Raw genomic sequence first — 26,973 nt, forward strand, 5'->3', positions numbered from 1 at the left:
CTAATGTGGTTCTATTACACTTTAGTGATGTATATTACATATTTTCGTTGTAATTGACAAAGCAAGTGGGAAGTCAGCACATTGCCGTAAGTTGGAAATCACGCAAAGGGTCTACCAATGCGCAGCAGGAGGTTGTACTCAATGAGTTTTCTAAATCTGTAGTTGAGTTCTTGATACAGCATACTCACATGAGCCGTGAATACCTAAAAGAGAAGGGGGATATCAATTGGAGAAAGATGATTTTAGTCGCCACCGCTACCTATGTTGTCTGCCCAGAGAGCTTGAATACTACTCTTAACTCCGCGAATGAATTCTGCGATTGGTTACGAGATGAATCACTGCTTGATAACAGCAGCGATATCACCCTAGAGGATGCACAAGCCATTTCGGGTATACATTCATTACGCTCGATTAGACGACACCGTGGTCTGCAAATTTATCTTGAGACGCGATCAATGGATGCGGTTGCCGAGGCGCTGGGTCATAAAAAGAAAGATACCAAACTACTGACATCTTATCTTCCTAAACCACTGATGGACTTCTTTAATGACCGCTGGGTGCGTCAGTTCCAGAATGCCATTTTGCTTGAAGCCATGAAAGACTCCGTGCATTGCCTTGATGCCGTTAACATGAGCGCTCAAGACATTGAGGAATTCTTAAACAATCACGGTATCAGTAACATTCCAGAGCATTTCGAACACGGTTTTGTCCAAAAGGCTGCTATTGATAATGAAACCTCTGAACCCTTAGCGTTCGACCAGTTGACCTACACTATTTCCACCTCTCTTTTGCAGTTGCTAATGGCGATACGCCTTATTGTTGATAGTAGCGATGATGAATGTTCCTTTTTAGATATTGTTTTCCACTGGTATCAGTCAGCGGTGTTTATCTTAGATACATTAAATTCAGGCAAGCATTGTGCTGATACAGATTTAATGGAAATGCTTGATATTGCGATTAATAACAAGCTTGATGCTGATTTAATTAAAGGAGCGCTGCTATGTTAAGTGTCGCTATCGACAATACTTCCATTGTTAGCCTCATTGAAGACATCGTTTTAGACCACTCGACACTGAATGGTCTAAGCACAGAAACGCTTGAGCAAATTATAAATTTCTCAGTAGCCAATGATGATTATCGAGCATTAGATATCATCACTCATATTCATACTGGCATCTACGGTTACGATGACAGACAACCTGAATGGTTAGAGTCCAGGTTTGACGCAGATAAATGGATACTAAAATTTAGTAAAACTCCAAAAACAATCCATTGGGATAGTGTTTATCTAGATGACGGAAAGAGGCTCACGGACATAAAGCATCTCAAGTTATTAAACAGTTTTAAATACTGGATCACAGCAGCAGATAACCCGCTTGAAAATGGTGGGAAGATTATTAGCCCAACAACGGCTTCTGCGAAAGTTGGCAAAGTTATCGCCCTCATCAATGCGATCTTGCTGCACTCGAAGGAGTTAAAGTTGGCAAAATGCCACCTTCTGAATGTGAATGATGACTTTTGGTTGAACATCCTGACGAAATACGCTGAGTACGGAAATTTCCAAGGTGTGTACGAGATTGATAAGCTCACCAAAGTATTATTGGATAATGCGTCTCAGGGTATTTCAGGTGCAGATGTACAAACGTTTAAAGAGAAGTACCCCTGCATTTCACAACGTATTGCTCTAGATGAAACTTTCTTATCACTAACCGAGAGGGAGAAGGCGTGTGCTTGGCTTTTTGAGCAAGGTTATTATCAAGATGCTGGGAAAGCAATTAAGTACGCTGGCAATAGTGCTGTGCTCGGCAAGTTGTTGTTTGATGGCAAGATGCTTTATCATGACATTAATGCTCCCAACTATGCAGAGCTTCAACTCAAAGAGCCAACCCAAAACACAGAGTATCGTGCAGTTAACAATATAAACACTTCATCAGGCACTACTCAACGAGCAATCTCGAGCTACATTGAAGCAATTCGATTGATTCATACCAACCTTGAGCGTGAAGATGCTGCAAGTCCCTCAATCCTGTCTGAGCGAGTTAGTGCAGGTAACATTAGTCGGTTAGTTAACTTCAAAAAAGCAGGACGCACCCGCTCTTTACCGCCTAAATTTGTGTTTAATTTAATTCGTCAGTGCTATGAGTTTGCCAAAGAGCATTTACCTACAAGAGAAGGCACTGTTACTTTACTAGACGAAACTTTAACTCTGCTGTCTAAAGCAAGAAGTAAATCTACTGCAAGAGGCTCCAATACACTCCGACCACAACAAAGCACCCTAGCGTGGAATGAAGTGTTGCATCGAGATATGTCATCTACAGAGCGAGGATACTGGTTTCAAACGGAAGCCATCAATTGATCTGCTCCAGCCAGACTGGACACTTCATTAAGCGACATTTTTATTTTCAAAGTTAACTGGACTTAGATACCCAAGAGCACTGTGCCTTCTTGTCCGATTATAATCAACCTCGATGTATTCAAAGAGCGTTTGACGCATCTCGTCTCGCGTCATGATCGGCTCATATTGGATCGCTTCAACCTTCATTGAATGGAAGAAGCTCTCAACACAAGCATTATCCCAGCAGTTTCCTTTCCTACTCATACTTTGCTTTAGATTATAAGCGGTTATGATGTCTCGATAATCTTTTGAGCAGTACTGACTACCTCGGTCACTATGAACGATCACCTGCTCAGGGAACCCACGACGGAACAAGGCCATTGATAATGCATCGCAGACCAGTGTTGCGGTCATTCTGGTATCCATAGACCAGCCGACTACTTGCCTTGAATAAAGGTCAATAATTACCGCCAAATATAGCCAGCCTTCACTTGTCGCAACATAGGTGATGTCTCCCGCCCACTTTTGATTCGGAGCCTCCGCGTTAAAATCCTGAGCTAGCAGGTTCGGAGCAACTGGCATTTTATGTTTGCTATCCGTAGTGCACCTAAACTTACGTGCCGCTTTCGGCGTTAAATCCTGACGCTTCATACTAGCGGCAATGGTTTTAACATTACGGCTATCACCGTTCTCTGCCAGCTCTTTCTGGATACGCCTTGAACCATCACGGCCTTTGCTGTTGTCAAAAGCCTTTTTGACCTTCGTATCAAGCTCTTGGCGAGTTACCTCGCGCTGAGTGGCCTTGTGGCGATGCTTAATCCAGTAATAAAACCCACTTCGTGAAACCCCGAACACCTTAGCCATGCGGACAGCACTGAAGCACAGCAGGTGTTCGAGCATAAATTCGTAGCTATCTACTTTAGATTTTTCGCGAAGTAGGTGGCGGCCTTTTTTACGATATCTAGCTCTTCAGCTTGCTCGGCCAATTGCCTTTTGAGCTTTGCGACTTCAGCGGCTAGATCTTTTTCCCGCTGACTGGTGCTAGTATCTTTCTTGGCTGCTTTACGCCAACCGTAGATCTGGGATTCGTGTAACGAGAGATGTTGCGCTGCCGTAGCTACTCCCAGCTTTTCTGCTAGCTTCAGTGCTTCTGCTTTAAATTCAGCAGAATGGAGAATACGTTTTTTCTTGTTTGTCATGGTTCACCTCATTAGTGATTGTACTCACTTAATTAGGTGTCCAAAACTGGTGGTGCGGATCATAACCGTTCGGCAGTACTTTATTGAAGACCTTTGTAATCAACTAATCTCATTGAATGTTACTACTCATGAAGATGCTCTATTACTAATTCGTTTCTTAATCGCTGATAGATACATTGAAGTGGATCTTTCTACAAATATTGTTGAATCAGGGCTTATTGACGTAACGTATGTGACTGAACAACAAGGAGGCATTCTATATGGAGCTTCCTAGAAATAGCGTTTGGAGTGTGAATGATTCGGATCTGCTTGAAGATGGGCTCTATCGTTTGCTGGATATCATGCAAGATGTTGAGTCTGTCATTTTATACTCGCTAGAGGTTACAACGGTAAGACCTATAGCAGTTTCTCTAGAAGGTTTCATTGAGCTCGTTTCTAGCCGTAAAGCTAAAAAAGCTCAGTATGAATTGCCAGTTTATCTATTAGTTGATGAAGAAAGCATCCCAGATGAACATATTGGCCGTCGAGACAATAATTATAATTTAATCAAAGGTGTTATATCAGATAGTACTTTTATTTTTGATTATGCGACTAAGAGGCGCTCACCTCAGCTTGCTGAATATGCGAAACAAGTTAATGTTGACCGTAAGTCTTTAGCCCGACTACTTTCTCAATATTGGCGAAATGGACAGGACAGAATGGCTCTGTTGCCCGCATTTTCGAACAGTGGAGGTTCTGGGCTAGAGCGAATTCCAACAACGAAACCATTGGGAGCACCAAAACAACCAAGAACTCTAGCTGTGGATAGAGTGGCTAAATATATTGTGAATGATGATGATAAAATTAAATTCAGAAAAGCGTTAAAAAAGTATTACCTTAGAGAGTCAGGTCTGACACTAGCAAAAACCTATGACAACTTACTCAAAGATAGCTATTCAAAAGAGATAAAATTAGCTGAAGCTAGTGGTAGGCCTCCCTTAGTCCCAACCCAAAAGCAGTTTAGTTATTGGCGAACAATGATCCGCACCACCAGTTTTGGACACCTAATTAAGTGAGTACAATCACTAATGAGGTGAACCATGACAAACAAGAAAAAACGTATTCTCCATTCTGCTGAATTTAAAGCAGAAGCACTGAAGCTAGCAGAAAAGCTGGGAGTAGCTACGGCAGCGCAGCATCTCTCGTTACACGAATCCCAGATCTACGGTTGGCGTAAAGCAGCCAAGAAAGATACTAGCACCAGTCAGCGGGAAAAAGATCTAGCCGCTGAAGTCGCAAAGCTCAAAAGGCAATTGGCCGAGCAAGCTGAAGAGCTAGATATCGTAAAAAAGGCCGCCACCTACTTCGCGAAAAATCTAAAGTAGATAGCTACGAATTTATGCTCGAACACCTGCTGTGCTTCAGTGCTGTCCGCATGGCTAAGGTGTTCGGGGTTTCACGAAGTGGGTTTTATTACTGGATTAAGCATCGCCACAAGGCCACTCAGCGCGAGGTAACTCGCCAAGAGCTTGATACGAAGGTCAAAAAGGCTTTTGACAACAGCAAAGGCCGTGATGGTTCAAGGCGTATCCAGAAAGAGCTGGCAGAGAACGGTGATAGCCGTAATGTTAAAACCATTGCCGCTAGTATGAAGCGTCAGGATTTAACGCCGAAAGCGGCACGTAAGTTTAGGTGCACTACGGATAGCAAACATAAAATGCCAGTTGCTCCGAACCTGCTAGCTCAGGATTTTAACGCGGAGGCTCCGAATCAAAAGTGGGCGGGAGACATCACCTATGTTGCGACAAGTGAAGGCTGGCTGTATTTGGCGGTAATTATTGACCTTTATTCAAGGCAAGTAGTCGGCTGGTCTATGGATACCAGAATGACCGCAACACTGGTCTGCGATGCATTATCAATGGCCTTGTTCCGTCGTGGGTTCCCTGAGCAGGTGATCGTTCATAGTGACCGAGGTAGTCAGTACTGCTCAAAAGATTATCGAGACATCATAACCGCTTATAATCTAAAGCAAATTATGAGTAGGAAAGGAAACTGCTGGGATAATGCTTGTGTTGAGAGCTTCTTCCATTCAATGAAGGTTGAAGCGATCCAATATGAGCCGATCATGACGCGAGACGAGATGCGTCAAACGCTCTTTGAATACATCGAGGTTGATTATAATCGGACAAGAAGGCACAGTGCTCTTGGGTATCTAAGTCCAGTTAACTTTGAAAATAAAAATGTCGCTTAATGAAGTGTCCAGTCTGGCTGGAGCAGATCAGCATGATTATCTCCGCCGGAATAAACACAAACGAATTAGTATTTAATGATGATTATCATTTAGTTGATTGGTTTGGGCATGTTGGCAGTGATTTTTTCAAAGCTATGACCGTTCTTTCTACTAGTGCTTATGTGGTTAGCTTAACTGTAGGTTTGGGTATTGCTCTACCGATATTAGCAGGTGTTGTCCTGTGGGTTGGTGTTGATTGGGCAATAAATGAAATTTGGGAATCATTTAAAATTGAAGATGCTATCGTTGAAGGATTGAAAAATGCCACAAATAGCTAATAAGCTTATATATTCATACGGTGCATTAGTGAGTTTAATTGGTTTGCCCTTTGCACTTTACTTGAGTTTAGAAGACATTTTTAATGTTTATAAACTTAGTAGTAAAACCATAGAGTTAAGCTATTTTTTTGCTATTTCCCCCATCCTATTTTGGATTCTAAGTATTGTTATCGTAGGCACGTATTCATTATTTTTTAATACAAGAATGAAGCTTTCACGGCCCATGAGAAAGGCGATAGGCATATACATACCTATCATTGCTGTTTCACTTTCTTTGGCCATGGGTATTTTTCTAAAACCGCTAATGGCCGATCACTTAGTAGCTCATGGGTATACATTGGAAAAAACTATTTCGGCTTCAGTACCATGGCGTTCTGACATTGATGTTTATACACGAAACGGCCAGTAATGATTGAACTAAAAGTACTAAAGCATCAATTGCATTTGTAGGAGGACAATATGGTTTGTTATAAGTCCTTAAAAGTGTAACACCTACCTTAATAGTTAATATCTAAGATTACGTGGGTGAACTGAAAGAAAGCATAGTTCTTATAGGAGCAGTGTTTTTTTGCTGATTGGGATCAAATAGGACAATGTTGGTAAGCTCATTTCTGCCTGTACGGTTCTGAGGAGGGAGGCACCTGGTAACAGATGCCGCCTATCCGACAATTTCGAGTCAGTTAATAATGTGTGATTGGCGAAGAGCTCCTGTATTGCTTCTGTTGATATTATCGAATGATATTGTTTCCTATATTCCAGAACGTTACTTGTTAAACATTTCCCCATCACGGTTACGTTCTAGGAAAATTATTTTTCTAGCGCTAGCCTACTTCGATCAAACATTTGATTAAAGTACATAACTATTTGTGACCCACCTCGTTTACATATTTATTTCTCATATGAATTCGACTTCATTATTGTTATATTTCCAGAGTTTCATATTCAGTATGCAGTGACAAACAGACCGTTCAAAAAACGCAAGTAAGGCGAGATTGATACTGTTTAGCCATTCGGCGGTTGTGACTCTATTCGCTGCAGCATGCTTAATGTAATAGTCATGCCAATGGAGGCCCGAATGCAAATAGATGGACATCATACTCTAACTTACGTTATCGCTCGGTATGCGGGGATTGAGCATACCGACGCTGAAAAAGTAGCGTATTCGGCTCAATATGTAGATGAGGCCACAAATGATAAGCCAATCCATTTTGATAATGGTGCGATGTACGACCGTATTGTATCTGCTCACAAAATGCTCGACTATCGAAACACGCAAGAGCTTGCAAATCATAAGGTATGGATACCATTTCACTTTCTTCCAGGCAACCAAGGCTTTCCTTCAAACGTTAAACCAGATGGAAGGTTTATACATCGGCTAGTTTGCAAACCAGACAGCGCTGTTGCAAGAGATATGCTGAGAATGGTGGCAACACATTGGTATAAGCCCTACGGCGTTCATCTGATGGGGATTGCCATGCATGTTTATGCAGATACTTTCGCCCATCAAGGTTTTGCTGGGGTGATCCACGACTACAACAAAGTAGATAACCTCGAATCGTCCTCCAGCTCTCTGTTACAACGAATTAAAGATGATTTGTTTAGTGGTGGGGTATCTGCTTCTTCTCCTCTTGGCCATGGTGCGGCCCTATCTTTTCCTGATAGACCTTACACTTCTTGGAATTATCTAAATGGAGAAGGGGAACACGTAGTAAGAGATAATACCTTGATATTTCTACAAGCCGCGGATGCGATGTGCAAAGCATTGCAATGTTGGAAACATGGTGACGCCGAGATCAATATCGATAATCAACCAGGTTTGACCACGCAGCAGCGCTCTTTAATAGAGCACGCTTTAACAACCATAGATGATGAAGATGGTGAAGCTCGCCATACCAAGTGGCTTGAGTGGCTGCGAGAAGGAAAATTTGGCTTTGCTGCAGTCGATTTGTCGTTTGACAAGGATGGAGAGAACAGTTGGAAGCAACAGGCGAGGGGGCAAGGTTTTACACAAGACGGTAAATTTGTTTATCGCTACTCGTCATCCTTTTTAAATTCAGACTGGAAACTCTTTCATGATGCGCTCAAAACCTATCGCATAGAAGTGATCAGAGATGTCCTACCTAAGTACGGGATTTGTATCGCTTAGTGCGTCCACTCCTTAATAGTAAAAGGGAAAATACATGATTAAATGGTTTAAAGTCTCCGCTGTTACAAGGTTGAGGTTTATCACAACGGCTTCGCTGGTAGTGATAGGCCTTAGTGGCTGTGCATCGAATGAATCGATTACAATGGTGGGAGAGTACGCCAAGCAATCTACAGAAGTTCAAGACGCGCTAATCGCTGTATATGAATCTGCCGATGACGCGCGCATTAACGCTGAACTGATGAAAGCAACACGGGATGGTGTCACTGGCTCAGACCTAAATATTTCTACCATCAACAATGCCGGTCAAGAGGCTCTACTCAAAAACTTGAATACATTTTCCCAGAGTATTTATCTGCTTGCGACCGACGATAGAAGCGAAGCTCTGGATAAATACTCGGAGAAGCTAAATTCGTCGTTGGTATCTCTATCCCGGATGCCCCAAGTCGGAGAGATTGATGTAAACGACGTTGAATTACTCTCAACTAGCGTGAATGCAATCGCGCGTGCTTATACGGAGAAAAAGCGTTATGACCTATTAAAGAAAATCGTCATTGATTCAGAGAATATAGTTCAAAGCGCATTTAAATCATTAGAGGGTGAATTGGACTCTTGGAAGAAAGCGACAAGGATTTCTTTGGAAAAAGAACTGCGTATTCGCCTGTATCTACTCAACAACCCCAATCGCTGTGAAACCAGTGACAACATACGCTGTGTGACGTTCTATCATTCACTTGAAGAGCGAGCTGATGCTTACAAGAAAGCTTATGAGATCAGAGTGCGTATAAACGAGCTAGATGCGAAGTTTGCAAAACTTGAACGTGCCTTAGTGGATATTCAAAAGTTGAACCAATCGATAGTCATATCTTTAAAAAATGATGACGACTTAACGAAGGACGCGGCCAAGAAAGCGCTCAAATCTACTAAGACACAGATCGATGCGATCAAAGAGTTTCGCGATAGCCTAGAGGACTAACTAATGGACCATAGCCACAACACTGTATACGCTGAATTGGAAAGTATGTATGACGAACTTCAAAGCTACCTTGACTCCGTCATGTTAGATCCAGAAGATGAGCCGTTGTTACTACAATGCGAACAACTGGGTGACCAAATTTATGCCTACAATGTGGTCATACTAGAAAACAATTCGGTCACACTCGCTAAAGGACAAGGAAGTCTTAAGGAGCTTATCAATCAAGCGAAAGGAGCGAAGGAAGCTTTAAAGAGCGCGGAAGACAAGGTTAAAGTGCTAGCTCAGGTAGCTAATGCAATCGATAAGGTATTAGTACAGTTGGCTAAATTCTTATAAGCGTTTTCGTTTTTTGCATCTTAACACCTATGTAGTGGATGAATTTAATTAGCCACTCAATTAGAGGCTTTGTAATACTTTGTGTAATTAATTAAATGCTAATTTAGTCAAAGCGCTGAGAAAGTTCTGTCCAGTTCTGAGTTACATACCTAAGCAGGAATGTGTGATCACCAAGCGATTCTGTCGTACCTTAATTAGGAATATATAACGATACAGATGCTGATTTCGGGCTAGGAACTCCGCTTTTGAATGGAACTGTGAGTTTTCTTCCACCACATGTTTAACGGCAACTATGAGCTAAAGTACAGCGATTTTCGTGACACAATTTGCCACTGAGTAAAGTTCTCTGGTTTGCGTCTGTCGCGTCAGACAGCAGAGACCCACAATCATAAAGGAATGATCGGTTAGAGCAGAATATTCTCTTGTTCGGGCATCTGAAATGGGGTGTGATCGCGCTACTCAGAATAAGTGATCGGGTGAGGTGGAATACGCAGATAGGGCGGAGCCACCGAACTCACTTCTAGCATATGATGTTTAATTTATTCTCACTGCTTACTACGGGCAAACTTTATCGTCTCAAAATGCTCTTACGGGCAAACTTTATTGTCTCTACACAAATTCAGCACACCTTGGTCCTTATGGTACTAAAATACTCCCATTATGGGTTTTGGTGCTGCTTTAGTAACTCGGTTGCTTCTTTAACACCAACCGGCCTGCCTAAATAATATCCTTGACCGAATTGGCAACCAATGCTGTTAAGGTAATGACGTTGCTGTTCATCTTCAATACCTTCGGCTGTAATGTTGAGTGACAGACTTTTTCCCATGGCCACAACGGCGGCAACAATGGCGTTACTTTCCGAGTTGTTGGGTATGTCGTGAATAAAGGAGCGATCGATTTTAAGCTTCTGCAGCGGTAAGCCTTTTAAATACGATAGTGATGAGTAGCCCGTTCCAAAATCATCTAATGCGATACGAATGCCTTGTTCGACAATTTTTTGCAGGTCATGAATCGCTTTTTGTTGGTTTTCAATTAGAAAGCCTTCAGTGATCTCGAGTTCTAACTTACATGCGGGGAATTGTGAGTGCGCTAAAATTGCCTTCAGTTTACTAAGAAAGTTAGCTTGCTTAAGCTGAATGGTTGAAATATTAATAGCCAAAGTATCGATATGATATCCATCATCGAACCATTTTTTTCCTTGTTCACAGGCCGTACGCAGTACCCACTCTCCAATTGCAGTAATGAGGCCAGATTTTTCGGCAATCGGAATAAATTCGGCGGGAGAAATTTGACCAAGTTGAGGGTGTTGCCAACGAATCAGGGCTTCAAAACCGAGCAATTTGTTACTGCTTAATTCAAATTGGGGCTGATAGACGAGATAAAATTGGTCATGCTCCAGCGCTTGGTATAGTGCTGATTGCAAGCGGATTTGCGTTAAGGCTATATCAGTCAGTTCTGGTGAGTAGAACGCATAACCATTGCGGCCATTTTTTTTCGCTTGATACATGGCTGTGTCAGCATTTTTTAATAATGCTTCTGGTGTCTCACCATCTTGTGGGTAGATTGCCACACCGATACTTGTCGATAAACGTAATGACTCCTCCCCGAGCACAATATGCTGTTCAAAAATCGAAAAAATCTTAGAGATAATGGGGCTTAAGTGACTATCTTGAGCAAGGTGGGTTAATAATATTACAAATTCATCACTACCAATTCGTGCAAGGTGATCCGTATCGGTCAAGCAGGTTTTGAGGCGATTGGCAATCTCAATAAGTGCCTGATCGCCACTATAGTGGCCAAAGCTGTCATTAATATGCTTAAAGTGGTCGATATCTAAAAACAGTATGGCGAATGACTCCCCAATCTTTTGGCTATGTTTGATTTGTACTGCCATTTCTCGTAGAGCGGTTGTTCGGTTGGGTAGCGTCGTCAATACATCAAAATGCGCCAACTGTTTGATGGTTTCTTCGTGCTCGCGGCGAAGGGAAATATCTTCAAAAACACAAATGTAATTGACCACTTCTAGTTCATTATCAAATACCGGAGTAATGGTCGATAATTGAGGATAGAGGCTACCGTTTTTGCGTCGATTAACAAATTCACCTTTCCACGGCTTTTTATCGCGGATGGTTTGCCATATCTGCTGGTAAAAGGAGGCATCATGATAACCCGACTGTAGAATGCGCGGGTTGTTACCTAGTACTTCTTCTGCTTGGTACCCCGTAATGACACTAAAGGCAACATTGACGCTGATGATGTTGGCTTGTGCATCCGTGATCACGACGCCTTCACGTGAATGATTAAATATTTGTGTTGTGAGGTTGAGTTGGTTTTCGAGTTGGCGATAGCGTGAGATATCTCTAGTCATGCCGAGCACGCCAAGCAAGGTATGCCCATCAGTAGAATAAACCGGGGATTTGCTTGTTTCGTACCAGTGCTGTTGTTCGTTGGAGGTAAGTTGCGAGCAGCGGTCGGTTACTAAAGGTCGTTTTTGGTCTACAACCCATTGATCTGCTTCGATGAATTTCTGAGCAAGTTCAGCGCCAAAAAGTTGCTCATCCGTGCTACCAACAATATGTGACTTTTTTTTGTTCCAAGCTTGTTCTACAGCCTTGTTACACAGTACATACACGCCGTTCAGATCTTTTAACCAAACATGCTCATCAAGGCTGTCTAAAAACTCCTGTAAGCTCGGGAGCAGGTTGTTAGGTTCTTTATTCATCATCGTCACACTTCGTTACTTACTGCGATAGCTATCGCAGTGTATCAGTATAGCAGAGCTGATCAGCACAACAGAGCCGCAATTTAGCCTTCATTGAGGGTTGGCAGTGCTTTTTTTCGCTTCATTTGCTGTACTAATAATCCCAACATAATAAATATCAAACCGATTAGTGTTGTCGGGTGAATGGCTTCCCCGATAATCGTTGCTAGCAGAATGAGCGAGATAAATGGGGAGGCAAAGATTAGGTTGCTGATGCGGGCGGTGTTTTGCGTTAGTTTGAGAGCGCTCAGCCACAAAACAAAGGTGATCCCCATTTCAAACAAGCCGACATAAGTGACAGCTGCCCATCCTTGAAGGCTAATATGGTGCCATTGTGCTCCTTCATAATAACTAAGCACAAAAGCAAGCGGAGTCGCGACTAAGAAGCCGAGTAGTACGCCAACAACAGGATCTGCTTGGTTTTTGGTATTTAAAATCCAGTACCCCGCCCAAAGCAAAGTGGATAAAAGCGCTAGCCCAACACCCAACGGGCTATCAAACTGCATGGCCAAAATATCACCTTTAGTCGCGATAACCACCACTCCAAAATAGCTCAGTGCACACGCTATCCAATCTTGTTTACGAATGGTTTGTCCTAAAAATACAGCGGCCATCAGTGTCAGGGTGATGGCCCAGCTGTAGTTGATCGCTTGCGCTTGAGAGGCGGGCAGCAGTGAGTAGGCCTTAAACAGAATGAGGTAGTATGCGAGAGGATTAATTAAGCCCAATAACAAGTAATACCAAGGGTTAGCGAGAAAGGTACTCACCACTTGGTTGAGCTTGCCTTGCAGCGCGCAAATGCCCAGCAGTACGCACCCAGAGACAGCACTCGCAACCGTCAGCATCTGGATCGGCGTTAATTCAGCCAGCGTAAGTTTGAAAGCCGTAGCAACCGTTGACCACAATAATACTGCCAATACCCCAAATCCCAATGCGCGTCGCTCGTTCATATGGCCTCATTTTTAGTGACTAAACCACTACTGTGCGATTAAGGGCAGGTGGCTAGCAAAAGAACAGATGTTGTCCAAATGTTGCTTAATGATGTCAGTTTATCGTTTGCTTTGAAGTTGTACAAACTGGACATTTATCCAGTATCGAAATACCATTTGTCCATGACTGATAAAATGAGTTAACCCGTTATCATGCAATGGATTATCGAAAATCAAGCGTTAGTGCTTTCAACGTTAAGCAGCGCCGTGCTGAGCGGCTCAGTGGCTGGCTGGTGGGTTAAGCAGAAGCTCAATTTGAAAAGTGAGTTATTACAACAGCAGTTAGAGACTCATCAAGCCCATCATCAGCAGCAGATAATCGAACTCAAACAAGCCTTGCAACAGGCGCGACAAGAGCTAGATGAGCTGGATGAAGAACGAGATAAAGCCGCATTTGAGCTTAAGCAATCGCACGGGAAATTCATGGCCGCGATGGAAAAGTTGCGCTACTTCGAAGTGGTTAAGCAAGAGCGGCAACAAAGCATGGAAGATGCGCACGCTCTGCGCGAGCAGAAATCGCAACTTGAGGCTCAACTGCGTGAGCAAGAAGCGCGGCATGAACAGCAAATTCAATCGAGCCAAGAAAAACTACAGTTACTTGAACACGCTGAGGAACGCCTAAAGCAGCAGTTTGAGCAGCTAGCCAATCAGTTATTTGAAGTCAAAACCGCGAAAGTGGATCAGCAGAACCGTCAAAGTTTGGAAGGGCTACTTTCTCCACTGAAAGAGCAGCTCGAAGGGTTTAAAAAGCAGGTCAATGACAGCTTCAATCATGAAGCGAAAGAGCGCCATACGTTGGTTCATGAATTGAAAAACTTACAACGCCTCAATGAACAGATGGCGCAAGAGGCACTCAATTTGACCCAAGCACTGAAAGGCGACAATAAACAGCAAGGCAATTGGGGCGAAGTGGTTCTCGCGCGGGTGCTGACCGAATCAGGCCTGCGTGAAGGGCACGAATATCACACTCAAGTCAGTTTGCAAAACGAGGCGGGTAAGCGCTATCAACCGGATGTGATCGTCAATTTGCCACACGACAAACAGGTGGTGATTGACTCGAAAATGGCGCTGGTGGCTTATGAGCGTTATTTCCATGCTCAAACTGAAAGTGAACGTGCTCGCGCATTAAGTGAGCATTTACTTGCGCTGCGCGCCCATATAAAAGGACTCGGTCAGAAAGATTATCATCAGCTCAAAGGGCTACAAAGTTTGGATTACGTGCTGATGTTTATTCCCGTCGAACCTGCATTCCAAGTGGCGATTCAAGCTGATCCCAGCTTGGTAAAAGAGGCGATGGAGCAAAATATTTTGCTGGTTAGCCCAACCACCTTGTTGGTTGCGCTGCGTACGATCGATAATTTATGGCGCAATGATCGACAAAACCAGAACGCGAAGTTGATCGCTGAGCGGGCCAGCAAATTGTACGATAAATTACGCTTGTTTATGGAGGATATGGAAGGGCTTGGCGGCGCGTTAGACCGTGCAAACCAAAACTATCAAGGGGCGATGAATAAGCTCGCGACAGGGCGTGGCAACGCACTGCGTCAAGCCGAAAGTTTTAAACAACTTGGCGTCGAGATAAAACGTTCCATAAACAGTGAATGGGTCGAACAAGCACAAAATGAGGCATGGGCAGACAGTGCGGTGGAAAATGCACCTTTAGTAGAAAGACATCACGCTGAGGATAAAGTAAACTGATCGCTCGCAGTCGCCTTTAACAACACAGTGCTGCCCAAGAGGAACCTTCATGACGGATACCAGCGTGCAATCAAAAACAGCATTAGAGACACAAAATACCACTCACTTTGGTTTTGAAACCGTAGCGAAAGAAGAAAAAGTCGCCAAAGTTGCGCAAGTTTTTCACTCGGTTGCGGCCAAATACGACATGATGAATGACCTGATGTCTGGTGGCATTCATCGCTTATGGAAGCGTTTTACCATTGATTGCAGTGGTGCTCGCCCGGGCCAACGTATTTTGGATCTTGGTGGTGGTACGGGCGATCTAACCGCCAAATTTTCACGCATTGTGGGCGAAAAAGGTCATGTTATTCTGGCTGATATCAACAACTCGATGCTCAATGTCGGACGAGATAAATTGCGTGATAAAGGTGTAGTGGGCAACGTACATTACGTTCAAGCCAATGCCGAAGAACTGCCTTTCCCTGATAACTATTTCGACTGCATTACCATCAGTTTTTGCCTGCGTAATGTGACGGACAAAGATAAAGCGCTGAGCTCGATGTTCCGCGTTTTAAAACCGGGTGGCCGTTTGTTGGTACTTGAGTTCTCCAAGCCAGTGCTTGAGCCATTATCCAAAGTATACGATGCGTATTCGTTCCATCTATTGCCGAAAATGGGCCAAATCATTGCCAATGATGCCGACAGCTACCGCTATCTTGCGGAATCTATCCGCATGCATCCCGATCAAGAAACCTTAAAAGGGATGATGGATCAGGTTGGTTTTGAGCAAACGAGTTACTACAACTTAACGGGCGGTATTGTTGCGCTGCACCGTGGTTACAAATTCTAAGGATTAAGCATGCCGTTTGAGCCTTTAGTTACCGCCGCAATTGAGACCACACTCAACACCTTAATTCAAGACGATCCTGAGTTGGTGCGCCGATTATCACGCCTGAAAGGGCAAGTCATCCAAGTGCATCTCAAAGAGTTCAATAAAACGCTGACCTTCATTTTTAGCCAGCAAATTGATGTGTTAGCGGCTTACGAAGGCGAGTCGAATTGCTACCTGTCGCTCAATGTTTCCATTTTGCCCGAGCTACGCGAGCAAGCGAACATCACCCAACTGATCAAACAAGATAAGTTGGTGCTGGAGGGCGATATTCAACTGGCGCAAAAATTTGCCCAGTTGATCACCGATTGCAAGCCGGATGTTGAAGAGTGGTTGTCACGCCTGACGGGCGATGTGCTGGCTCACGCTTTAGTGCAGGGTGTGAAAGACATAGGTCAAGCGCTGCAATCACAACGAAGCAAGCATCAAAACCATCTCAGCCAAGTGTTAACGGAAGAGTGGTGTTTATTGCCCAGCTCGCTCGAGGTGGCTTATTTTTGTGACCAAGTGGATGATCTCAATAGCCAAGCGGCGCGTATCGAAGCCAAAATTCAACACTTGTTGGAGCAAGCATGACGCCAACTGAACTCAAGCGGTTGTACCGAATTATCAAGGTACAATTGGAATATGGTCTAGATGAATTGTTGCCAGAACATCAACTCACTAAAGCGCCAATATTAGCGCGTAAAGGATTGTTCTGGATTAAAAATCAGCATGCGGACAAACCATTAGGTGAGCGCTTGCGCTTAGCCTTGCAAGAGCTTGGTCCAGTGTGGATTAAGTTTGGTCAGATGATGTCAACGCGGCGTGACCTGTTTCCACCGCACATCGCAGACCAACTTGCGTTACTGCAAGATAAAGTCGCTCCGTTTGATGGTGTACTTGCTAAAACTCAGATGGAAAAAGCGTTGGGCGGCGCTTTAGAAACTTGGTTTGATGAATTTGATATTGAACCACTTGCTTCGGCGTCGATTGCTCAAGTCCATACCGCCAAACTCAAATCATCTGGCCGGGAAATCGTACTCAAGGTGATTCGGCCAGATATTCGGCCAGTGATTGATGCCGATATCAAACTCATGTATCGCATGGCAAAAATTGTTGCCAAAGCATTACCTGAAGCAAGGCGACTGAAGCCCGTTGAAGTGGTACGTGAATACGAAAAAACTCTGCTTGCTGAACTCGACCTACGCCGAGAAGCAGCCAACGCCATTCAACTGCGTCGTAACTTTGAAAATAGTGAAGAGTTATACATTCCAGAGATAATTCCTGACTTTAGTAATGAAACTGTCATGGTTTCTGAGCGAATATACGGCATTCAAGTTTCTGATATTGAAGGTTTAGCGGCCAACGGCACTAATATGAAGTTGCTTGCTGAACGCGGGGTGAGCGTGTTCTTTACCCAAGTGTTCCGCGACAGTTTTTTCCATGCCGATATGCACCCGGGCAATGTCTTTGTTAATCCCGCGCATCCTGACAATCCACAATGGATTGGCTTAGATTGTGGTATTGTCGGTACCTTAAACAGTGAAGATAAACGTTATTTAGCCGAAAACTTCTTAGCTTTTTTCAACCGAGATTACCGCCGAGTGGCACAATTGCACGTTGATTCTGGTTGGGTTCCACGTGAAACCAACATCGATGAATTTGAGTTTGCTATTCGCGTGGTCTGTGAGCCAATTTTTGCCAAGCCATTGTGCGAAATCTCATTTGGTCATGTGTTGCTAAACTTGTTTAACACGGCTCGTCGCTTCAATATGGAAGTGCAGCCGCAATTGGTCTTGTTGCAAAAAACGCTATTGTATGTCGAAGGGTTAGGGCGTCAGCTTTATCCTCAATTGGACTTGTGGCAAACCGCTAAACCATTTTTAGAAAAATGGATGATGAACCAAGTTGGGCCGCAAGCGTTTATCCGTGCAGTAAAAGAGCGAGCTCCGCTTTGGGCTGAAAAATTACCTGAATTGCCAGAGCTGCTTTACGATAGCCTCAAACAAGGTAAAGCAATGAACCAAAGGTTGGATCAGTTGTACCAAGGTTATCGAGCCAGTAAGCGTCAACAGGCAACAGGAAAGTTTTTATTTGGTATTGGCGCCACTTTGGTCGTATGCTCGGCGATATTAGTGACCAGTGCTTATCAGCCGTTTGCAATAACCAGTGCGATTGCAGGTGTTGTATTTTGGCTACTCAGTTGGAGTGCTTACCGTCGTTAAGCGGTCTTTTATTTGAAATCAATTTGTTGAGAAATTCCTGAGGTGTAGAGAATGGGTGGTATCAGTATTTGGCAACTTCTAATTATTGCCGTGATTGTTGTATTACTATTTGGAACCAAGAAACTGCGTGGCATCGGTAGCGATCTCGGTGGTGCGGTTAAGGGGTTCAAAAAGGCGATGAGCGATGAAGAGCCAACCAAGAAAGACGCAGATTTTGAACCTAAAAATATAGAGCAGCAGAAGACAGAAGCGACTGCTGAGACTAAAAAAGATAAAGAGCAGGCCTAACACGTGTTTGATATCGGTTTTTGGGAGCTGGTATTAATATCGGTTGTCGCGTTGGTCGTTCTTGGCCCTGAGCGTTTACCTCATGCTATTCGCAGTGTGGCAAAATTTGTTAGCACGGCAAAGAACATGGCGAACAGTGTCAAAGATGAATTAGCACATGAGCTCAAAATTCAAGAGCTGCAAGAAAACTTGCGTAAAGCAGAGCAAATGGGGATGGAAAATTTATCTCCAGAGCTTAAATCTTCTGTGGATCAGCTCAAGCAGGCTGCGCAAGATGTACAACGCCCTTATGCGAACTCATCGCCCTCTGAAACAAAAACAGAGCGCGATGAACAAAGCGTTGAAGTGATTCCCGCTACAACGATTTCGTCGCCTGAAACGGCCGATAAGAAAGCCGACCCATCTCTGTAGGAGGAGTTATTGCTACCACTGTAACTCCTCCTCTTATGCTCTATTTATACGAGGTTCGATATGTCTTCCGTTGAGCAGACACAGCCTTTAATCAGTCACTTGCTAGAGCTACGCGATCGTTTATTGCGTTCAATAGCTGCGGTGATCGTGATTTTTATCGGCTTAGTCTATTTCTCTAGCGACATCTACGATTTTGTCTCCAAACCATTGGTTGAGCGTTTGCCTGAAGGGGCGACGATGATTGCGACCGATGTTGCCTCGCCCTTTTTCACGCCACTCAAACTTACTTTGATCGCGTCTGCTTTTCTCGCGGTGCCTTTTATCCTTTATCAAATCTGGGCCTTTGTCGCTCCAGGTTTGTATAAGCATGAACGCCGTTTAGTCATGCCATTGATGTTTTCAAGCTCATTGTTGTTCTATTGCGGTGTGGCGTTTGCGTACTTTGTGGTATTTCCACTGGTGTTTGGCTTTTTTACCGCCATCTCTTTAGGCGGGGTTGAGTTTGCAACGGACATTGCCAGTTATCTCGATTTTGTGCTTGCGCTCTTTTTCGCTTTTGGTATCGCCTTTGAGGTTCCCGTCGCTATCATTTTACTGTGTTGGACGGGGGCGACGACGCCGAAAACCTTGAGTGAGAAAAGGCCTTATATCGTGGTTGGGGCATTTGTGGTGGGTATGTTACTGACGCCGCCTGATATGGTGTCGCAAACCTTGCTCGCCATTCCGATGTGTTTATTGTTTGAGGTTGGACTTTTCTTTGCTCGTTTTTATGTGCGCAAAGATGAGGAAGATCCGGAAGATGAAAGTCATTAATACATGAAAAAAGCGGCGAATAGCCGCTTTTTTTGTACCTATGATAGTGGACTATTTAATCTTCAAAAGATAACCGCACTGAGAGCATCGATAGACTTCCTTGATACCCAGAAGTTTTTGCCAGAAGGTTCGATGTTGACGTTGTAAGTGATTACCATGTTCACACATATTAGCCACGTTTATGTATTAAAATTTTGCCGCATACTATAGTGTTTGGGTGATTATTTTTGTGACATATATCACGCTGATGTGTATGTCACTCTATCTATAGTTCTATAAATTATAATTTAAACAGTGAGTTAGCATTAGTGTTTGTAATGTTATTCACTTCAACCAACGAGAGTTCAGTGAGTTCTGCGATGCGTTTGGCAACTAGCGTTGTGTAAGCTGGTTCGTTGCGCTTACCTCTGTGAGGGACAGGGGCTAAATAGGGACAATCTGTTTCTAGCAGAACAAAGTTCATATCGAGATGCGGTAATACTTTATCCATACCGCCATTTTTAAACGTTGATACACCACCAATCCCAAGATGAAACCCTAGCTCATTAATTGCTTTAGCTTCTTCAAGCGTGCCGCCAAAACAGTGGAATACACCGCTAAGTGAGCCATCTTGCTCTTTTTCCAGCAGTTGTAGAGTTTGAGTGATGGAATCACGAGTGTGGATGACAACAGGCAAATCGCGCTCTTTGGCCCAATTAAGTTGAGTGCCGAAAGCCATCTCTTGTTCGGCCTGAAAGGTTTTGTCCCAATACAGATCAATGCCAATTTCACCAATGGCGATAAAAGGGTGTTTATCTAGCCAAGATTCTATAACCGCTAGCGTTTGCTTCACATTTCCATCTACATAGCATGGGTGCAGCCCCATCATCGATCGGCAAAGTTCAGGGTAAGCCGCTTCTGTTTTAAGCATAGGCTCAATGGAGGCAAGATCGATATTGGGCAACAAAATAGCCTCAATGCCTTGCGCCTTAGCGCGTTGCACGACCTCATCTCGATCGTGATCAAATTCAGCGGCATAAATGTGAGCGTGAGTGTCAATCATGGTGTGTCTCGATAAACAGAGAGTGGGAGAACAGTATACGGAAGTGTGAGCCTGAGGTCATTTTTCTGATTTTTGTCGATTGGCGCTAGCGTCAAAAAGCGAGAGTGATATGATTTCGCCACACTTGAGCGATAGCGGTAGTGAAGAAAGAATGCTTTCTCACACCGCGTATAAACAAGGAGAAGAGAGTGTCAGTATCCATTCAAGGTCAGTTCCCAGGGCGTCGCATGCGTCGCTTACGCAAGCATGATTTTAGCCGCCGTTTGATGGCTGAGAATCAGTTATCGGTTAATGATTTAATTTATCCCATGTTTATTTTGATGGGTAAAGATCGCCGCGAGCCAGTGGAGTCTATGCCCGGTATTGAGCGTCTCTCTATCGACTTAATGCTCGAAGAAGTGCTGTATTTGGCTAATCTCGGCGTGCCAGCCATCGCACTTTTTCCAGTGGTTAATCAAGATGCTAAAAGCTTGTGTGCTGCTGAAGCACATAATCCTGACGGCTTAGTGCAACGTGCGGTGAAATTATTAAAAGAGCATATACCACAAATGGGTGTCATTACCGACGTCGCGCTGGATCCTTTCACGACCCATGGCCAAGATGGCATCATCGATGAAAGTGGCTATGTGATGAATGATGAGACCACCGAGGTGTTGATCAAACAAGCGCTGTCTCACGCTGCAGCCGGTGCCGATGTGGTTGCCCCTTCCGATATGATGGATGGACGAATTGGTAAGATCCGCGAAGCGCTTGAAGAGGCGGGTTTTATTCACACACAGATCATGGCTTACTCTGCGAAATACGCGTCATGTTATTACGGCCCATTCCGCGATGCGGTTGGTTCCTCTTCGAACCTGAAAGGGGGAGACAAGAAAAACTATCAGATGGATCCGGCCAACAGCGATGAAGCCATTCACGAAGTGGCGATGGATATCAATGAAGGGGCTGACATGGTGATGGTGAAGCCCGGCATGCCATACCTTGATGTGGTGCGCCGCGTGAAATCTGAATTACAAGTTCCTACGTTTGCGTATCAAGTGTCTGGCGAATATGCGATGCATAAAGCGGCCATTTTAAATGGTTGGCTCAAAGAACGTGAAACCGTAATGGAGTCATTATTGTGCTTTAAACGCGCTGGGGCAGACGGCATTTTAACCTATTTTGCTAAAGACGTTGCGCAGTGGCTGGCAGAAGATAACGCCAAAACGGCACAATATTTACATCAAGATAACTAAGTTGTGAATTTAGTCTGGGGAGCGAGTTTTTCTATCTATTTGAAAATCAATTAAAAAAAGATTTCATGAAATAGATGGGTAGGTGTTTTTAGCATGATTAGAAAATAAATGAGATTTTTTCTCATTTAGGGGTTGATAATTAAATGAGAATCATTATTATTAACCATGTCTTAGGGAATGGCGAAGTTCACAAGGACGTCGAGTTTACGATTAACGAATTGCTAGGTGTTAAAAGTAACAAGACAAATTGGCGACGAACTTACGCAAGTTCTTTTTGACACGACATTGCTCACATTGCTTCCAGTGTAATTTATAGCTTTATCGTAAGGCTGAATGAATCACTTCACTTAGTTTTACCTGTTTTTGCTAGGCGACATCCTCGGGTGTCGCTTTTTTTATCGCTCATTTTCAAGAGGATGCTTTTGTTGTGAATAAAAGGCCATCGATAGTCTTTTCCACAATCAATGATCGTAAAAAGATCATGATAGGAATGTTCGATCTTTGTTTTATTCATTTATAAACAATAATTTAATGTCATTTGTTTCCTCGTTAATCACTGTTTAATAACCAGTGGATAAAAACTATGAACAGAGTTATCCACAGAGTGTCATTTGCGGTGGTGGACAAATCAGCAAAATGTTTCGTTGCTCAAGGTGCATTGGCGTGGAATCCTCAAGACAGTCATGGCATCCTTAGCCACTACATTTCGTACTCGCTTTGGATTGCAAAAGACTATGGCTCGCATACCTGACAACCCGTTCATTCTGATTGATGGCTCTTCTTACCTTTACCGTGCATTTCATGCCTACCCAGGCACCATGAGTAATGGCGAAATTCCAACTAATGCTGTCTATGGCGTGGTCAATATGCTCCGTAGCATGATGCGCCAGTTTTCCGCTGAGCGTATGGTGGTTATTTTTGACGCGAAAGGAAAAACCTTCCGCGATGATATGTACCCACAATACAAAGCTAACCGTCCACCAATGCCTGATGATCTACGTTGTCAGATTGAGCCGTTGCACAATGTTATCCGTGCGATGGGGCTACCGCTGATATCGATTGAAGGTGTCGAAGCCGATGACGTGATTGGTACGCTAGCCTCTCAAGCATCACAAGCTGGCATGCCAGTGCTGATCAGCACTGGTGATAAAGACATGGCACAGCTGGTGGACGAGAATGTCACCTTGATCAATACCATGACGAATGTGGTACTTGACCGTGAAGGGGTGATTGAAAAATTCGGTATCCCTCCTGAGCTTATCATCGATTATCTGGCCTTGATGGGCGATAAAGTCGATAACATTCCTGGTGTACCGGGTGTCGGTGAGAAAACAGCGATTGCGTTACTACAAGGCATTGGCAGCCTAGAGCAAATTTACGATAACCTCGAAAAAATTGCGCTACTGGGCTTCCGTGGTTCTAAAACTATGGCGCAAAAACTGGCGGATAACCGTGAAAACGCATTTCTCTCTTACCAATTGGCCACCATCAAGCTGGATGTCGCTTTGGAAGAGAAACCAGAGACCTTGTGCAAAACCCAGCCCAATATTGATGAGTTGATTAAGCTTTATGGTCAGCTCACGTTTAAATCTTGGTTAACAGAATTGCTGGATGGTGGTAATGGGGTGATTGACGCTGATGAAAAAGTGGGTGCGGTAAACACTTCTTCTTCACAATCAAAGGAGATGGATACAACCGCCGCCACGATTGATCGCAGCCAATATCAAACCATTTTAGATGAAGAGACGTTTAATGCTTGGTTAGAAAAACTGAAAGCGGCAGAAGTGTTTGCGTTTGATACGGAAACCGACAGCCTCGATTATATGGTAGCGAATTTAGTTGGCCTCTCTTTTGCAATCGAAGAGGGCGTTGCAGCGTATGTTCCTGTTGCGCATGACTATCTTGACGCACCAAAGCAACTGGACCGTGATTGGGTACTCGCCCAACTTAAACCCATTTTAGAAGATGAAAGCCAAGCCAAAGTGGGGCAGAACCTAAAATACGATGCCAGCATTGTTGCGCGTTACGGTATCAATATGAAAGGCATCAAGCACGATACGATGCTCGCATCTTATGTGTACAACAGCGTCGGTGGCAAACATGATATGGACAGTTTGGCGCTACGATTCTTGCAACACAGCTGTATTTCATTCGGACAGGTGGCGGGCAAAGGTAAAAACCAGCTGACCTTCAACCAAATCGAACTTGAGCAAGCGGCACCGTACGCTGCGGAAGATGCTGATGTGACTTTGCGACTTCATCACCGTTTGATGAGCCATATTGAGCAAGATGAGAAGCTCAATCGCATCTACCAACAGATAGAAGTACCTCTTGTTCCCGTGTTGTCACGTATGGAACGCACAGGCGTGATGATTGATGATATGTTGCTTGGCGCGCAATCACATGAAATCGCTGCTCGTTTAGAGCAACTAGAACAACAAGCGTTTGATATCGCGGGTCAACCTTTCAACCTAAGCTCACCAAAACAGCTGCAAACCATTTTGTTTGAACAGATGGGGCTACCGGTGATTAAGAAAACGCCAACAGGTACACCTTCCACCAATGAAGAAGTACTGCAAGAGTTGGCACTCGACGGTTATCCTCTGCCTAAAGTAATCATTGAACATCGTGGTTTAGCTAAGTTGAAATCAACCTATACCGATAAACTGCCTAAAATGATCAACCCAACCACAGGGCGAGTGCATACCTCGTATCACCAAGCTGTAACCGCCACTGGTCGTTTGTCTTCAACCGATCCAAATTTGCAAAACATTCCGATCCGTAACGAAGAAGGACGCCGGATCCGTCAAGCCTTTATCGCTCCTCATGGCTGGAAAATTCTGGCTATCGATTACTCGCAAATTGAGCTGCGGATTATGGCGCACTTGTCCGGCGATAGAGCGCTGCTTGAAGCATTCCAGCAAGGGAAAGATATCCATGCAGCGACCGCGGCTGAAATTCTTGGAGTGAGTATTGAGCAAGTCAGCAGTGAGCAGCGTCGCCGTGCGAAAGCGGTTAACTTTGGTTTGATTTACGGGATGAGCGCCTTTGGTTTAGCCAAGCAGCTCGGCATTCCTCGTTATGAAGCCCAAGAATATATGGATAAATACTTTGAGCGTTATCCTGGCGTGATGCAATACATGGAAGATACACGCTCTACGGCTAGTGAACTTGGCTATGTTGAAACTTTATTTGGTCGCCGTTTGCATCTGCCTGAAATTAAATCGCGTAATGGGATGCGCCGCAAAGCCGCTGAACGTGCCGCGATCAATGCTCCAATGCAAGGTACGGCGGCGGATATCATCAAAAAAGCGATGCTATTAGTCGATGCTTGGATTGAGGAGCATGGACAGGGACGCGTTAAACTCTTGATGCAAGTGCACGATGAACTGGTGTTTGAGGTGCAAGAGACGGCTTTAGCCGAAATTGAAATTAAAGTACAACAATTGATGGAATCAGCGGCAACGCTAGCGGTGCCATTGGTCGCGGATACTGGTCATGGAGACAACTGGGATCAGGCGCATTAGTTGTTTTTTAAGCAGAATTAGCTAATTTATATGAGCCGACGCACAAATGTCGGCTTTTTTATGGCCTAGAAACAAGTGTTCTTGATTTTAAACTTTGTGTTGTTTAATAAAATTTTAATGAAAAAAAACTACAAAAATAGTTTTCATTTCTGACCATTTGTTATACATTAACTCTCGTAGGGTACAGAGGTAAGATGTTCTATCTTTCAGACCTTTTGTTTCACGTTATTGGATTAGGCTGATTCAGCCGCCCCAGTCAGTATTTGACTGGGGCGTTTTTTATTGGGCCAAAGAAAATATTCATCACTGTTTTTTACGAGAATTTAGGTGATAAAAACACACTATTCTATTGCTGAGTAGTTACTTTATTTCTTTTATAAACACCTAATTCTGTAACTGGCTAACAGTCACACTTTGATTATTTCTAATGAGAAATCAAGTTCGCCTCAAACACAAAGAATATGTTTAAATATCATTAATATTCATTGTGTTATGTTGATTTTGTTGGGGTGAGCCAGAGGAGTGTTCGGTAGGTGAGTGAATTGATGACTCTTTGACCTATTGAAAAGTTGGAGGGATTAAGGAATGCTTAGCAAAACAATAATAAATTACCTCCTACTTCTCTCCCGTTGCCCCACCAGGATGGTGGGGATTTTTCTTTTTACTATTCGCATTTGGATTTAAAGCCCATAAAAAAAGCCCCACGATTAGGTAGGGCTCTGTTGGAGTCACGATTTTTAGTGTTCTTCAGAATGGTCTGGATTCTCTTCTATCTCTTCTAAGTCTAAATGAGTTGAATCACACTCATCCATCTCTTCCACTGTTTCTTGCTCGGCTAAATGTGCGAGTGCGGGTGCAAACCACGTATCCAATTTGTTACGCAGCACATCGACGCCTAAGCCTTTCAATGATGAAAAAGCATCGACAGTGACATCGCCGCCAAAAGAGCGTGCCTCTTCACGAATTTTTAACACTTGAGCTTTACGTGCGCCACTTTTTAGCTTGTCCGCTTTAGTCAGTAGTACTAGTACTGGGATGTAGCAATCGACAGCCCAAGAAATCAATTGCTGGTCGAGATCTTTCATCGGATGGCGAATGTCCATTAGCACAACCAGCCCTTTTAAGCTCTTACGCTTTTGTAGGTATTCACCTAATGATTTTTGCCATTTTTTCTTTAGTTCCAAAGGAACTTGAGCAAAACCATAGCCCGGTAAATCCACAATATGACAACCTTCAGTGACTTTAAATAGGTTGATCAGTTGGGTTCGACCCGGAGTTTTACTGGTTTTAGCCAAGCTCTTCTGATTCGTTAAGCGATTCAACGAACTCGACTTACCTGCATTGGAGCGTCCTGCAAACGCAATTTCGATCCCTTCATCATCAGGTAGATGACGAATGTCAGGCGCACTGGTAATGAAATGCGTGTTTTGATAATGAATTTTTACGCTCACTGTTAACTCCATCTCGACTTTGTGTAGTCGATTGATTACTTTTTTGTGAAATTGTGTAAAATAACCGTGCTCGGCATAAGGTCGCCTATTGTACCATGAGTCGCCACTGAGAGTGAGTAGCAACTGCAAAGTGGTACTGGAAGC

21 protein-coding genes and 2 pseudogenes are annotated in these 26,973 nt (G+C 43.8%); 18 read left to right on the plus strand and 5 right to left on the minus strand.

Going from position 1 to position 26,973, the window contains the following annotated elements:
* Positions 1-59: 59 nt before the first annotated feature.
* Both N5E84_RS13365 and N5E84_RS13370 read left to right on the plus strand, forming a co-directional pair.
* Positions 60-1,007: pseudogene (locus N5E84_RS13365) on the plus strand (hypothetical protein); the annotation flags it as partial.
* Positions 1,001-2,353, plus strand: a pseudogene (locus N5E84_RS13370) (integrase); the annotation flags it as partial. The pseudogenes N5E84_RS13365 and N5E84_RS13370, both read left to right, overlap by 7 nt.
* A 30-nt stretch (positions 2,354-2,383) precedes the next feature.
* Here N5E84_RS13370 and N5E84_RS13375 read toward each other — a convergent pair.
* A protein-coding gene (locus N5E84_RS13375) for an IS3 family transposase (protein ID WP_095661212.1) occupies positions 2,384-3,534 on the minus strand; the annotation gives its coding sequence in 2 pieces (ribosomal slippage) (positions 2,384-3,291 and positions 3,291-3,534; 1,152 coding nt in all).
* A 260-nt stretch (positions 3,535-3,794) separates the two neighbouring features.
* Between N5E84_RS13375 and N5E84_RS13380 the strand changes: the two genes are divergently transcribed.
* The 7 genes from N5E84_RS13380 to N5E84_RS13410 all read left to right on the plus strand — a co-directional run bounded on the left by N5E84_RS13380 (position 3,795) and on the right by N5E84_RS13410 (position 9,536).
* Positions 3,795-4,589: a hypothetical protein gene (locus N5E84_RS13380; RefSeq protein ID WP_232513661.1), complete on the plus strand. Its 795-nt coding sequence runs from the start codon at positions 3,795-3,797 to the stop codon at positions 4,587-4,589.
* 24 nt (positions 4,590-4,613) lie between these two features.
* Positions 4,614-5,764, plus strand: a protein-coding gene (locus N5E84_RS13385) for an IS3 family transposase (protein ID WP_095661335.1) whose coding sequence is annotated in 2 segments (ribosomal slippage) — positions 4,614-4,857 and positions 4,857-5,764 — 1,152 coding nt in all. Because the reading frame shifts where the segments join, the coding sequence is not laid out codon by codon here.
* Between the two features lie 32 nt (positions 5,765-5,796).
* Complete coding sequence (locus N5E84_RS13390; RefSeq protein WP_019282930.1) at positions 5,797-6,081, plus strand: hypothetical protein; 285 nt, start codon at positions 5,797-5,799, stop codon at positions 6,079-6,081.
* On the plus strand, positions 6,065-6,490 hold the full coding sequence (locus N5E84_RS13395) for a hypothetical protein (RefSeq protein WP_019282931.1): 426 nt from the start codon (positions 6,065-6,067) through the stop codon (positions 6,488-6,490). Before N5E84_RS13390 ends, N5E84_RS13395 begins: the two co-directional genes overlap by 17 nt.
* 666 nt (positions 6,491-7,156) lie before the next feature.
* Positions 7,157-8,227, plus strand: a complete 1,071-nt coding sequence (locus N5E84_RS13400) for a DUF6765 family protein (protein WP_019281809.1) — start codon at positions 7,157-7,159, stop codon at positions 8,225-8,227.
* A gap of 34 nt (positions 8,228-8,261) precedes the next feature.
* A complete protein-coding gene (locus N5E84_RS13405) occupies positions 8,262-9,200 on the plus strand; it encodes a hypothetical protein (RefSeq protein WP_019281810.1) in 939 nt (312 codons plus the stop codon).
* A 3-nt stretch (positions 9,201-9,203) separates the two neighbouring features.
* Entirely contained in the window at positions 9,204-9,536 is a 333-nt protein-coding gene (locus N5E84_RS13410) for a hypothetical protein (RefSeq protein ID WP_017046104.1), read from the plus strand.
* Between the two features lie 658 nt (positions 9,537-10,194).
* Here the strand turns inward: N5E84_RS13410 and N5E84_RS13415 are convergent.
* Both N5E84_RS13415 and N5E84_RS13420 read right to left on the minus strand, forming a co-directional pair.
* Positions 10,195-12,261: a GGDEF and EAL domain-containing protein gene (locus N5E84_RS13415; RefSeq protein WP_069212132.1), complete on the minus strand. Its 2,067-nt coding sequence runs from the start codon at positions 12,259-12,261 to the stop codon at positions 10,195-10,197.
* An 80-nt stretch (positions 12,262-12,341) separates the two neighbouring features.
* Positions 12,342-13,247, minus strand: a complete 906-nt coding sequence (locus tag N5E84_RS13420) for a DMT family transporter (protein WP_019281811.1) — start codon at positions 13,245-13,247, stop codon at positions 12,342-12,344.
* A 192-nt stretch (positions 13,248-13,439) separates the two neighbouring features.
* Between N5E84_RS13420 and rmuC the strand changes: the two genes are divergently transcribed.
* Genes rmuC through tatC form a run of 7 tightly spaced genes read left to right on the plus strand, consistent with a single transcriptional unit; the run spans position 13,440 to position 19,574 of the window.
* Positions 13,440-14,984 (plus strand): DNA recombination protein RmuC, encoded by a 1,545-nt coding sequence (gene rmuC, locus N5E84_RS13425; RefSeq protein ID WP_017048499.1) that lies wholly within the window; start codon positions 13,440-13,442, stop codon positions 14,982-14,984.
* Between the two features lie 49 nt (positions 14,985-15,033).
* Entirely contained in the window at positions 15,034-15,816 is a 783-nt protein-coding gene (gene ubiE, locus N5E84_RS13430; protein WP_010319838.1) for a bifunctional demethylmenaquinone methyltransferase/2-methoxy-6-polyprenyl-1,4-benzoquinol methylase UbiE, read from the plus strand.
* 9 nt (positions 15,817-15,825) lie between these two features.
* Positions 15,826-16,431, plus strand: a complete 606-nt coding sequence (locus N5E84_RS13435; protein ID WP_069212131.1) for an SCP2 domain-containing protein — start codon at positions 15,826-15,828, stop codon at positions 16,429-16,431.
* Positions 16,428-18,062, plus strand: coding sequence for a ubiquinone biosynthesis regulatory protein kinase UbiB (gene ubiB, locus N5E84_RS13440; RefSeq protein ID WP_013855638.1), 1,635 nt, complete (start codon positions 16,428-16,430; stop codon positions 18,060-18,062). Before N5E84_RS13435 ends, ubiB begins: the two co-directional genes overlap by 4 nt.
* A gap of 51 nt (positions 18,063-18,113) precedes the next feature.
* Complete coding sequence (gene tatA / locus N5E84_RS13445; RefSeq protein WP_019281812.1) at positions 18,114-18,350, plus strand: Sec-independent protein translocase subunit TatA; 237 nt, start codon at positions 18,114-18,116, stop codon at positions 18,348-18,350.
* 3 nt (positions 18,351-18,353) lie between these two features.
* Complete coding sequence (gene tatB, locus N5E84_RS13450; RefSeq protein ID WP_019281813.1) at positions 18,354-18,761, plus strand: Sec-independent protein translocase protein TatB; 408 nt, start codon at positions 18,354-18,356, stop codon at positions 18,759-18,761.
* A 60-nt stretch (positions 18,762-18,821) separates the two neighbouring features.
* Positions 18,822-19,574: a twin-arginine translocase subunit TatC gene (gene tatC, locus N5E84_RS13455; protein WP_019281814.1), complete on the plus strand. Its 753-nt coding sequence runs from the start codon at positions 18,822-18,824 to the stop codon at positions 19,572-19,574.
* A gap of 280 nt (positions 19,575-19,854) precedes the next feature.
* On the opposite strand, the gene N5E84_RS13460 is transcribed toward tatC, so the two are convergent.
* A complete protein-coding gene (locus tag N5E84_RS13460; protein WP_029388132.1) occupies positions 19,855-20,616 on the minus strand; it encodes a TatD family hydrolase in 762 nt (253 codons plus the stop codon).
* A gap of 188 nt (positions 20,617-20,804) precedes the next feature.
* On the opposite strand from N5E84_RS13460, the gene hemB reads away from it, so the two are divergent.
* Both hemB and polA read left to right on the plus strand, forming a co-directional pair.
* Positions 20,805-21,851 (plus strand): porphobilinogen synthase, encoded by a 1,047-nt coding sequence (gene hemB, locus N5E84_RS13465; RefSeq protein WP_029388133.1) that lies wholly within the window; start codon positions 20,805-20,807, stop codon positions 21,849-21,851.
* A 734-nt stretch (positions 21,852-22,585) separates the two neighbouring features.
* Complete coding sequence (gene polA / locus N5E84_RS13470) at positions 22,586-25,378, plus strand: DNA polymerase I (RefSeq protein WP_029388134.1); 2,793 nt, start codon at positions 22,586-22,588, stop codon at positions 25,376-25,378.
* Positions 25,379-26,115: 737 nt separating this feature from the next.
* Here polA and yihA read toward each other — a convergent pair.
* Positions 26,116-26,829: a ribosome biogenesis GTP-binding protein YihA/YsxC gene (yihA, locus tag N5E84_RS13475; RefSeq protein WP_019281817.1), complete on the minus strand. Its 714-nt coding sequence runs from the start codon at positions 26,827-26,829 to the stop codon at positions 26,116-26,118.
* Between the last annotated feature and the right edge of the window lie 144 nt (positions 26,830-26,973).

Origin of the sequence: Vibrio sp. J502 (assembly GCF_025397955.1) — a bacterium.
GTDB lineage: Bacteria > Pseudomonadota > Gammaproteobacteria > Enterobacterales > Vibrionaceae > Vibrio > Vibrio anguillarum.